Annotated in this window: 9 protein-coding genes; 4 read left to right on the top strand and 5 right to left on the bottom strand. The window is 64.0% G+C overall.

Going from position 1 to position 9,363, the window contains the following annotated elements; genetic code table 11:
- Both ACTJKE_RS25675 and ACTJKE_RS25670 read left to right on the top strand, forming a co-directional pair.
- Window positions 1-832: alpha/beta fold hydrolase (locus tag ACTJKE_RS25675; protein ID WP_440692858.1), on the top strand; the 832-nt coding region annotated here is incomplete at its 5' end.
- A gap of 73 nt (window positions 833-905) precedes the next feature.
- Window positions 906-1,871 carry an MBL fold metallo-hydrolase gene (locus ACTJKE_RS25670; protein WP_440692856.1) on the top strand — a complete coding sequence of 322 codons (966 nt, stop codon included), beginning with the start codon at window positions 906-908 and terminating at the stop codon, window positions 1,869-1,871.
- A 75-nt stretch (window positions 1,872-1,946) separates the two neighbouring features.
- On the opposite strand, the gene ACTJKE_RS25665 is transcribed toward ACTJKE_RS25670, so the two are convergent.
- The 3 genes from ACTJKE_RS25665 to ACTJKE_RS25655 are packed head-to-tail and all read right to left on the bottom strand — an operon-like array spanning window position 1,947 to window position 3,887.
- On the bottom strand, window positions 1,947-3,059 hold the full coding sequence (locus ACTJKE_RS25665; RefSeq protein ID WP_440692854.1) for an NADH:flavin oxidoreductase: 1,113 nt from the start codon (window positions 3,057-3,059) through the stop codon (window positions 1,947-1,949).
- A gap of 1 nt (window position 3,060) precedes the next feature.
- The gene (locus ACTJKE_RS25660; RefSeq protein ID WP_440692852.1) at window positions 3,061-3,453 is read right to left on the bottom strand and encodes a RidA family protein; all 393 of its coding nucleotides are present in this window, start codon (window positions 3,451-3,453) and stop codon (window positions 3,061-3,063) included.
- Between the two features lie 41 nt (window positions 3,454-3,494).
- A complete protein-coding gene (locus ACTJKE_RS25655) occupies window positions 3,495-3,887 on the bottom strand; it encodes a RidA family protein (protein ID WP_113737993.1) in 393 nt (130 codons plus the stop codon).
- Between the two features lie 141 nt (window positions 3,888-4,028).
- Between ACTJKE_RS25655 and ACTJKE_RS25650 the strand changes: the two genes are divergently transcribed.
- Window positions 4,029-4,937 (top strand): LysR substrate-binding domain-containing protein, encoded by a 909-nt coding sequence (locus ACTJKE_RS25650; protein ID WP_057254024.1) that lies wholly within the window; start codon window positions 4,029-4,031, stop codon window positions 4,935-4,937.
- Between the two features lie 17 nt (window positions 4,938-4,954).
- Here the strand turns inward: ACTJKE_RS25650 and ACTJKE_RS25645 are convergent, their stop codons facing one another.
- Window positions 4,955-5,251 carry a hypothetical protein gene (locus ACTJKE_RS25645; RefSeq protein ID WP_057254026.1) on the bottom strand — a complete coding sequence of 99 codons (297 nt, stop codon included), beginning with the start codon at window positions 5,249-5,251 and terminating at the stop codon, window positions 4,955-4,957.
- Window positions 5,252-5,734: 483 nt separating this feature from the next.
- On the opposite strand from ACTJKE_RS25645, the gene ACTJKE_RS25640 reads away from it, so the two are divergent.
- A complete protein-coding gene (locus ACTJKE_RS25640; protein WP_440692850.1) occupies window positions 5,735-7,510 on the top strand; it encodes an SLC13 family permease in 1,776 nt (591 codons plus the stop codon).
- Window positions 7,511-7,591: 81 nt separating this feature from the next.
- On the opposite strand, the gene aspT is transcribed toward ACTJKE_RS25640, so the two are convergent.
- Window positions 7,592-9,271, bottom strand: a complete 1,680-nt coding sequence (gene aspT, locus ACTJKE_RS25635; protein WP_440692848.1) for an aspartate-alanine antiporter — start codon at window positions 9,269-9,271, stop codon at window positions 7,592-7,594.
- Between the last annotated feature and the right edge of the window lie 92 nt (window positions 9,272-9,363).

Here is a 9,363-nt window from a genome sequence, read left to right as displayed (position 1 = left end):
GGGCAGCCGCATCACCACCCGCGATGGCGTCGAGATCTATTACAAGGACTGGGGTCCAAAGGATGGCCCGGTCGTCGTGCTCAGCCACGGCTGGCCGCTGTCGTCGGACAGCTGGGAAGCGCAGGCCTTCCACCTCGCCGCCAATGGCTTCCGCGTCATCACCCATGACCGCCGCGGCCATGGGCGCTCGTCGCAGCCCTGGGACGGCAACGACATGGATCACTATGCCGACGACCTTGCCGATCTGATCAATGCGCTCGATCTGAAGGGCATCTTCCTTGCGGGCTTTTCCACCGGCGGCGGCGAGATCAGCCGTTACATCGGCCGCCACGGCACCAGCCGCGTCGCCAAGGCCGGGTTGATCTCGGCGGTGCCGCCGCTGATGGTCAAGACCGACAAGAACCCCGGCGGCCTGCCGAAGGAGGTGTTCGACGGGCTGCAGGCGGCAAGCCTCAAGGATCGCTCGAAGCTCTACCGCGATATCGCCTCGGGTCCGTTCTTCGGCTTCAACCGCCCGGGTGCGGTTGCCTCTCAGGGCATGATCGACAGTTTCTGGCTGCAGGGCATGATGGGCGGTCACAAGAACACCTATGACTCGATCGTTGCCTTCTCGCAGACCGATTTCACCGAGGACCTGAAGAAGTTCGATGTGCCGACCCTGATCATCCATGGCGATGACGACCAGATCGTGCCGATCGACGCGGCCGCGCGGGCTTCGAAGAAGCTCGTCCCACATGCGGAACTGAAGGTCTATGCCGGTGCCCCGCATGGCATCACCGACACGCACAAGGACCAGCTCAGCGCCGACCTGCTCGCCTTTGCCAAGGCCTGATGCTTGCTCGCCGGTGGCGCCCAAGGGGCGCACCGGCACCTTTCCTCAGACGTTTCAGCCAAGGACTAAAGCCATGACCTCTTCCCGCATTTCCACCGACTCATCCGGTCTCGATCGTCGTGAATTCCTTGCCGGTTCCAGCGCGATTGCTGCTTCCGTCCTCCTGCCGAAAGGTACCTACGCCGCTGACATCCATCGCCTTCGGCACGGCAGCTTCGATATTTCCGTCGTCAGCGACGGCTTCATCATGCTGCCGGTGAGCATCGTGCTGCCGGATGCGACGCCTGAAGAGCGGCCGGACATCATGCGCCGCCTCGGCGGCACGCCCGAACGCGCGCCGTTTCATACCAATATCCCCGTCATCCGCACCGGCGGTGATCTGATCGTGGTCGACGACGGCTCCGGCAATCACTTCCAGGAGAGCGCCGGCAAGCTCCGCGCCAATCTGTTGGCCGCTGGCATCGATCCGGGCCTGGTGACGAAGGTGGTACTGACCCACGCCCATCCCGATCATGCCGGAGGCACCCTTGGCGTCGACGGCAAATTGACCTTTCCGAACGCGCAGTATTTCGTTTCGGAGGCCGAGTGGCAGTTCTGGACCGATCCGAACTTCGAAAAGGTGATGCCGCAGGCGTTGCATGGCTTTGCCAAGGGCGCGCAGCGCGACCTCTTTGCCGTTCAGGACCGCCTGACCCTGGTCAAGCCCGGCGACGAGATCGTCAGCGGCATGCAGGTGCTCGATACGCGCGGCCATACGCCCGGCCACATCTCGCTTCAGCTTGCCGGTGGCGACGGGGCGGGACATGACGGCCTGGTGATCACGGGCGATGCGGTGACCAGCAATGTCGTCTTTTTCGAACATCCCGACTGGCATTTCGGCTTCGACACGGATGCCGAACTGGCCTTGAAGAACCGCAAGGCCCTGATCGACAGGGCGGCATCGGAGCGGCTAGCGTTGCTTGGCTATCACTGGGCCTATCCGGGGATCGGGCGCGCCGAGCGGAACGGCTCAGCCTATCGTTTCGTCGCGGCGTTGTAACCGCGACGAGCAGTCCTCAACGAACGCGAGCGACGTTGCCGACGGGCGCCTTCTCAAGCGCCCGTCGATCCATTCTCAGAGTGCGAGCTCGCTGTCCTTGATGTCGCTGATCGGTGCGAGGAACGGCAGGTCGAACGGACGCAGATCGCTGCGTTCGGCGGTCAGCTGCGGCCAGTCGGGATTGAAGAGCGCGCCGCGGCCAAGCGCGATCATGTCGGCTCCGGCTTCCATCACCTCCTCGGCGCGCGCAAGATCGTGCAGGCTGCCATTGGCGATGAGGAACAGGCGTGGCGCATGACGGCGGGCAAGCGCCACCAGCGAGGCGTCGCCGCCCTCGAAGGCCGGTTGCCAGGCTTCGAACTCGGTCACGTGAACGAAATCGGCCGGACTTTCGGCCAGCGTCTCGAACACGCGCGCTGCCCCCGGTTCGCGTTCGGCCCACTTGTGCCTGAAGTCATTGACCTTGCTCTGGGAGAGGCGCAGTCCGAGCGGGACGCTGGGGCCGATCGCCGCGCGCACCGCGCTCAGAACCTCGAGCGACAGGCCGAACCGCTGCACGATGTCGCCGCCCCAGCGATCTGTCCGCCGGTTCGAGAAGTCGGTGAAGAACTGGTCGAGCAGGTAGCCGTTGGCGCCGTGGATCTCGATCCCATCGAAGCAGGCGACCTCGATGGCCAGGCGAGCGGCATTGGCGAAGCCCTCGATCGCTTCGGCAATCTCGACCTCGCTGATCTCGCGCGGCAAAGGATAGGGGCCGTCGCCATGGTAGCCGGTCATCTGGGTGCCCTTCGGACGCATGGCCGAGGGTCCAATCGTATCCGGGCGGTGGGGATTGCCCTGTGCCAATGCGCCGCCATGCATCAACTGTGCGAAGATGCGGCCACCAGCGGCGTGGACTGCATCGACGACGCGGCGCCAGGCAGCCGCCTGTTCCCTGTCGGTCAGGCCGGGCTGGTCCCTGTAGGTCTGGGAATAAGCCTTGTCGGTGTAGATGCCTTCGGTCGTGATCAGGCTGAAGCCGCCTCGGGCGAAGCGTTCGTAGTAGCGGCGCATGCGTTCGCCTGGAACGCCTGCAGCCGAAGCGCTGATGCGGGTCATCGGCGCGACCGACAGGCGGTTGCTGAAATCGAGCCCCTTGAAGGTGACGCCAGTGAAAATGGGAGATGGGAGGATCTGTGGCGCGTTCATGTCAGCGGTCTCCGTCAAGCGCGATCGCTTCGATCTCGATCAGTGCATCGGGTGAATAGAGAGAAGAAACCTCGATCATGCTTTCGGCCGGGTAGGGTGCCGAAAGCCACTTGCGGCGAAGGTCGACCATCTTTCCCGCGTCCTCGGTGGAGCGCAGGAAGATCGTGGTCTTGGCGACCTTGTCGAGTCCGGAGCCGGCGGCCTTCAAGGCGCGGTAGAGATTGTGAAAAGCCTGGTTGGCCTGGTGGTCGAAATCGCCAATGCCGACGATTTCGCCGTCGTCACCGATTGCCGCCTGGCCAGAGACGAAGACGAAGCCGTTGGCCCTGATTGCCTGGGAGAGCAGGAACGGCGCGTAGGGATCCGGCGCGGTGACGACCTGTTCAAGATGCATGGAATGTCCTTTCGATACCGGAACGATTTCCGGCGCTCATCTCAACGGCCTGCATCGAGCGCGATCGCTTCGATCTCGATCAGCGCGTCTGGCGAATAGAGCGAGGAGACCTCGACGATGCTGTCGGCGGGGTAGGGTGCCGAAAACCACTTCCGGCGGAGTTCGATGATCTTTGCGAAATTCTCCATGGAGCGCAGGAAGATCGTAACCTTGACGATCTTGTCGAGGCCGGAACCGGCGGCCTTCAAGGCCCGGTCGAGGTTGCGGAAGGCCTGTTCGGCCTGGCGGTCGAAATCGCCTTCGCCGACGAGCTCGCCGTCATCGCCGATCGCCGCCTGGCCTGAGACGAAGACGAAGCCGTTGGCCTTGATCGCCTGGGAAAGCAGGAAGGGCGCGTAAGGATCCGGCTTGGTGATGACCTGTTCGAGAGACATGCTTTGTCCTTTCATGCTTGAGTTTTTCTCAGCTTGGCGCTGTTGCCTTGGCTGTTGAATTCAATATGCTGAGGAGATAGCAGGCTGACAAAGAGTGATTTCTCAGCTGATAGATGAGATGAATTCTTCCATGAGGATGCGATGAGGAAGCTGCCGCCGCTCGGCGCCTTGCGGGTCTTCGAAGCGGCCGCCCGCCGACTGAGCTTCAAGCATGCGGCGGAAGAGCTGAACGTTTCGGCGACCGCCGTCAGCCACCAGATCCGGCAGCTGGAGGAGATGCTGGAGGTCAAGCTCTTCGAGCGCGAGACGCGACAGGTGCATCTGACGGCTGCCGGCAAGGCGCTGTTTCCGGTGCTGCGCGATGGTCTCGATCGCTTCGAGCAGGCGATTGCCGACGTGCGCCGCCAGCAGGGGAGCAAGGTCGCGCGGCTGACCTCCACCGTCGCCTTCGTCGCCAAGCGTCTGGCGCCGCTCGCCGGCTCGTTTCGCGAAGCCTATCCGGACTGGACGCTGAGGCTCGACGCTTCCAACCGGACGATCGACCTGGAGGCGGACGCGGACGCCGCAATCCGTCTCGGTGGCGGACACTACCCGGGTCTCATAACCGAGCCGCTCTTTGCCGATCGTTTCGCCCCGGTCTGCGCGCCGCGACTGGTGCCGGCAAGTGCTGCGGATCTCAAACGCTCAACGCTCATTCATTTCGATTGGGGTGTGGCGCGCCGAGACGAGCCGCGTGCGCCGGTCTGGCGGCAATGGCTGGAGCGGGCTGGCATCGCAGATGTCGATGCGAACGCGGGTCTTTCGTTTACCGATGAAATCCATGCCGTTCAGGCCGCCGTAGCCGGGCAGGGCATCGGCCTTTTGAGCCTGACGCTGGTCGCCGAGGAACTCGCCTCGGGCATTCTCGTCCAGCCTTTTCCTGTGACGCTCGAAAGCGACCGCTACGATCTCGTCTATAGCCCACGGATGGCAGATCGACCGGCGACGCAGTTGTTGCGCGATTGGGTGATCGCGCAATTCGGCAGCGGCGACTGCCGCTCGCTCCCATAGTCGCCCCACGAAATGCGTCAGTCAAAATCGAAAATATCATCCGGCTGCCAGCGCCGGCTGGTGAGGCGCAACGACCGGTCCGGCTCGATGATATAGGTTTCGTAGACCTTGCGGCCGTACTGGTCGATGAACTGGTGCGGCACGATGCTGCCGACAGGCGACTTCGTGAGCTTGGTGCGCGGCTGGCCGCCATAGGTGATGCTGCCGGGGATCGGCTCGAGGTTCGACGAATAGCCGTAATAGCTTGAGCCGCCGCTTGCGGTACAGCCGCTCAGAAGCAGAACGACGGAGAGGGCGGCAAGGGCGTTTTTCATGTCGGCGATCCTCGGTTACGGGTGCGCTTGGTAGGGGAGGCGCAGTCAGGTTCCTCGCCTTCAAATGGACTACGGAACGCGCTGCAACACTTTGATCTATTGTACAATTTCCTGATGCAAATCCAAGGGCTCGCAATTATCTAGGCAAGCCTTACGCTTGCTTCCAGCAAGCCTGGGGCGACGCGGTGGAAGAAGCAGCTGGTCCGCTGGCACCGGCCGCAAAAGCGGCGGCCACGGCGCTCCAACACCCTTTGCTAAAGTGTAGGGCGGCAACGGTGTTTTCCAAGTCGGCAACGTCGCGTGAGTGCCTTGCGGTCGCTGGAGAATTTCGCCTTCGTACCCAGATTTGTCGCTGAGCCGGATTCCGGTGCGGAGAAAGATGCGTTACTTCTCTCGTGAACGTTCCGGCGGATCGCGCGTTTCGGCCTTGCGCCAACTGCACGTTCCGTCCCGCCCAGTCCTTTCGCCGAACCCGGGTATTGCATGACCGCCGAACAGTCTCTCGCGTTTATCGTCATCGGCGCCATGATGGTTTTCTTCATCTGGGGGCGGTTTCGATACGACGTGATCGCCTGTTCTGCGCTGATGCTGGCGGTGGCCGTCGGCATCGTGCCTTACGACCATGCCTTCGATGGCTTCAGCGACGACATCGTCATCATCGTCGGCAGTGCCTTGATCGTCAGCGCCGGCGTGGCGCGCTCCGGCGTGGTGGATGCGGCGATCCAGCGCTTCCTGCCCAATATCTCATCCGTCCGGGCCCAGCTTGCGCTGCTGGTCATCACGGTGACGGTGCTTTCCGCCTTCATCAAGAATATCGGGGCGCTGGCGATCATGCTGCCGGTCGCCTTCCAGTTTGCCCGGCGGTCGAATGTCCAGCCTTCGGTCTTCCTGATGCCGATGGCCTTTGGTTCGCTGATCGGCGGGCTGATGACGCAGGTCGGCACCTCGCCGAATATCGTCGTGTCGCGCGTGCGTCAGGAACTGACCGGCGAGAGTTTTACGATGTTCGACTTCACGCCCGTCGGCGCGACCTTGGCGCTGGTCGGCTGCATCTTCCTGCTCTTTGCCTACAAGCTCGTGCCGCAACGGACCAGCAGCCAAGTTTCGGTTCATTCGGCGATCGAGATTACCGACTATACGTCGGAGGCCGTCGTTGCTGCCGGATCTCCCGCGATCGGCAAGTCACTCAGCGCTCTGGTCAAGCTCGGCGATGGCGGTGCCGTCGTCATCGCCATTTTTCGCCGCGGCCTGCATCTGGCGCCGTTGCCCGACATCACGCTTGAAGCCGACGACATCCTGCTGCTTGAAGGCGGGCCGGGGGCGCTCGATCGTATTGTCTCGCAGGCCAAGCTGAAGATCGCCGGAGACCGCTCGCCGGGTAGCCGCGAGAAGGCAGGGTCCGAAATCGAGGCGGTGGAGGCGGTCGTCGGCAGCGGTTCGCCGATCGAAGGCATGTCGGCGCAGCGCCTGGCGCTGTTCAACACCCACAATATCAACCTGCTCGCCGTCAGTCGCCAGGGCGAAAGGCTGAAGCAGCGGCTCGGCAGCATTCGTCTGAGAGCCGGCGACGTCATTGTGTTGCAAGGCGCGCGGCGCGAATTGACGTCTTTTCTGCAGGACTTCGGCTGCCTGCCGCTGGCCCAGCGCGAGATCCTGCTCGGCACCACGCGCAAGGCGCCACTGCCGCTTCTGGTGCTGGCCGCCGCCATGGGCTCGACGGCAGTCGGTCTTGTGCCGGTGCCGATCGCCTTCTTTGCGGCCGCCCTTGCCATGGTGGTGCTGCGCATCATTCCATTGCGCGACGTCTACCGCTCCGTCGACGGGCCGATCCTCGTGATGCTGGCGGCACTGATCCCGGTCAGCGATTCCCTGCGCACGACCGGGGGGACGGAAGTCATTGCCGGGTGGCTCGGCACGGTTGCCGCCGGCCTGCCACCGGCAGGCGCGTTGACCATCATCCTGCTTGCGGCAATGGCGGTCACTCCGTTCCTCAACAACGCCGCGACCGTGCTGGTCATGGCGCCGATCGCCGCGAGCTTCGCCGGCGCGCTCGGCTATCGGCCGGAAGCCTTCCTGATGGCGACCGCCATCGGCGCCGGCTGCGATTTCCTGACGCCGATCGGCCACCAGTGCAACACGCTAGTCATGGGTCCGGGCGGCTACCGGTTCAGCGACTATCCGCGCCTCGGCTTGCCGCTCTCCCTCGTCATCGTCATCGTCAGCATACCGACGCTGATGGTAGTCTGGCCTCTGCGGTAGTTTCCTGACCTCACGTCAGGCCGCTCCGTGCATGACGCAGCAATCGGCCGGCACGGCATGCTGACGTCGGCGGTTTAGACGCTACCCAAGAACCGTGACAAGCACAGCCCCCCAGAGCGCCAGGAGCACGTTGCCGATCGCATAGCCAAGGCCGTAGCCGAGGGTTGGCACCTGGCTGCCGGCAGCCTCCTGCACCGCGGCAAGCGCCGGTGCCGAGGTTCCGGCGCCGCAGCAGGTGCCGGCGAGCACGCCTTCGTTCATGCGGAAGACCCAACGGCCAAGCGCAAGGGCTGCGAGATGCGAAATCAGGCAGATCAGCAGACTGGCGATGACGAGCGCCGGACCGGACTGAACGAGGCCCGTGACGAAGCTGGGGCCAGCCGAGATGCCGACGCAGGCGATGAAGGCGCAGAGCCCGACGCTGTCGAAGAACCAGAGGGTTGCCTCCGGCACGAAGCCGAAGGTGCGCCGGACCGAGCGCAGCCAGCCGGCAACGAGACCCGCGATCAGCACGCCGACCGCAACGCCGAGGCCGATTTCGAGCGCTCCGAGTTTCAGTGCGGGTATGCCGATCAGGCCGCCGAGGAAGATGAAGACGCCGACATAGACCATGTCGGTCGCCGTCGTCTTGCGATCCGCATAGCCGAGCCGGGCAGCGACATCCTCGACATGGCGCCTGGCACCGGCGATCGACATCACGTCACCCCGGCGGACCGTCAGCCCGGGGAAGATCGGGATCGGCTGGCCGGCGCGCAGGATGCCGCGCAGGAAGACCGAGCGCGCCTCCGGCTGCTGCTTGAGCTGCCACAGGCGTTTGCCGGCGACGTCCTTGTTGGTCACCACCACGTCGAGAATTTCGACGGGAATGTCGAGAAGCTCGCGGTCGTCGATCTCGGTGCCGATCCGGCTGGCATATTCCACCAGGAAACCGCGAAGCCCGGCGACCGCAATGATGTCCCCGGCCTGCAGTCGCTCTTGCGGGGCGGGGGAGATGATCTCATTGCCCCTGCGGATCTGCTCGATATAGGCCTTCTGATGTTCGGGAACTCGCGCTTCCGCTTCCGCGACGGTCAGGCCGACGAGATTATCGGCGATCTCAAAGGCGCGCGCTTCGATTTCGCGGCGGGCGGTGTCGCCGCTGTTCTCAGGGGCGATGTTGAGTTCGGCTTCCAGCTCGGCGCAGGCTTCCTTCAGGCTGCGGCCGAACATGCGCGGTGCGAGCTGCGACTGGACGAGGATCGCGGTGACGACGCCGACGAGATAGGCGACCGCAAAGCCGGTGGCCACGGCGGATTCGAATTGGGTGACGGCTTCGGGTGTTGGCGCCGTCTTGCGGAAGGTGTCGATGGCGACGCCGACGGTCGCCGATTCCGTTGCCCCGCCCGCAAGGACGCCTGCGGCCGTGCCGAGGTCGAAGCCGAAGAAGATCGAAAGAAGGATCGCCGCCGCGAGCGCCGCGACGCAGAGCGTCACGGTGACGGCGATCTGGGGCAGGGCATCGGCATTGAGGCTCTGGAAGAATTGCGGGCCGGTGCGGTAGCCGATGGCGAAGAGAAACAGCAGGAAGAACGCCTGTTTCACGTCGTTCGAAAGCTCGGCGCCCGTCTGGCCGATCAGCACGCCCGCCAGCAGGCAACCGGTGACGGCGCCGATGGTCACGCCGAAGATGGTGATCTTGCCGACGGCGTAGCCGATGCCGAGCGCGAGGAACAGGGCAAGCTCCGGATGCGCTCTGAGGATGCCGAACAGGTGATCGATCACGCCGCTTTACTCCCAACTCCATGCCGAAGGAGCGCCTTCAGCCTGATGATGCGCTGCTCACTTGCCGGCAGGACCCTGCCGGAAAATCCGGG

Source organism: Ensifer sp. 22521 (assembly GCF_052044795.1).
Taxonomy (GTDB): Bacteria; Pseudomonadota; Alphaproteobacteria; order Rhizobiales; family Rhizobiaceae; genus Ensifer.
This window is presented reverse-complemented; position numbering and strand designations above follow the sequence as displayed.

Bases quoted from the DNA above. Each gene is read 5' to 3' on its own strand.
- ACTJKE_RS25660 (WP_440692852.1), bottom strand. From the start codon at position 3,453: ATGCATCTTGAACAGGTCGTCACCGCGCCGGATCCCTACGCGCCGTTC.
- ACTJKE_RS25655 (WP_113737993.1), bottom strand. From the start codon at position 3,887: ATGTCTCTCGAACAGGTCATCACCAAGCCGGATCCTTACGCGCCCTTC.
- ACTJKE_RS25665 (WP_440692854.1), bottom strand. From the start codon at position 3,059: ATGAACGCGCCACAGATCCTCCCATCTCCCATTTTCACTGGCGTCACC.
- ACTJKE_RS25640 (WP_440692850.1), top strand. From the start codon at position 5,735: ATGACCGCCGAACAGTCTCTCGCGTTTATCGTCATCGGCGCCATGATG.
- ACTJKE_RS25645 (WP_057254026.1), bottom strand. From the start codon at position 5,251: ATGAAAAACGCCCTTGCCGCCCTCTCCGTCGTTCTGCTTCTGAGCGGC.
- ACTJKE_RS25650 (WP_057254024.1), top strand. From the start codon at position 4,029: ATGAGGAAGCTGCCGCCGCTCGGCGCCTTGCGGGTCTTCGAAGCGGCC.
- ACTJKE_RS25670 (WP_440692856.1), top strand. From the start codon at position 906: ATGACCTCTTCCCGCATTTCCACCGACTCATCCGGTCTCGATCGTCGT.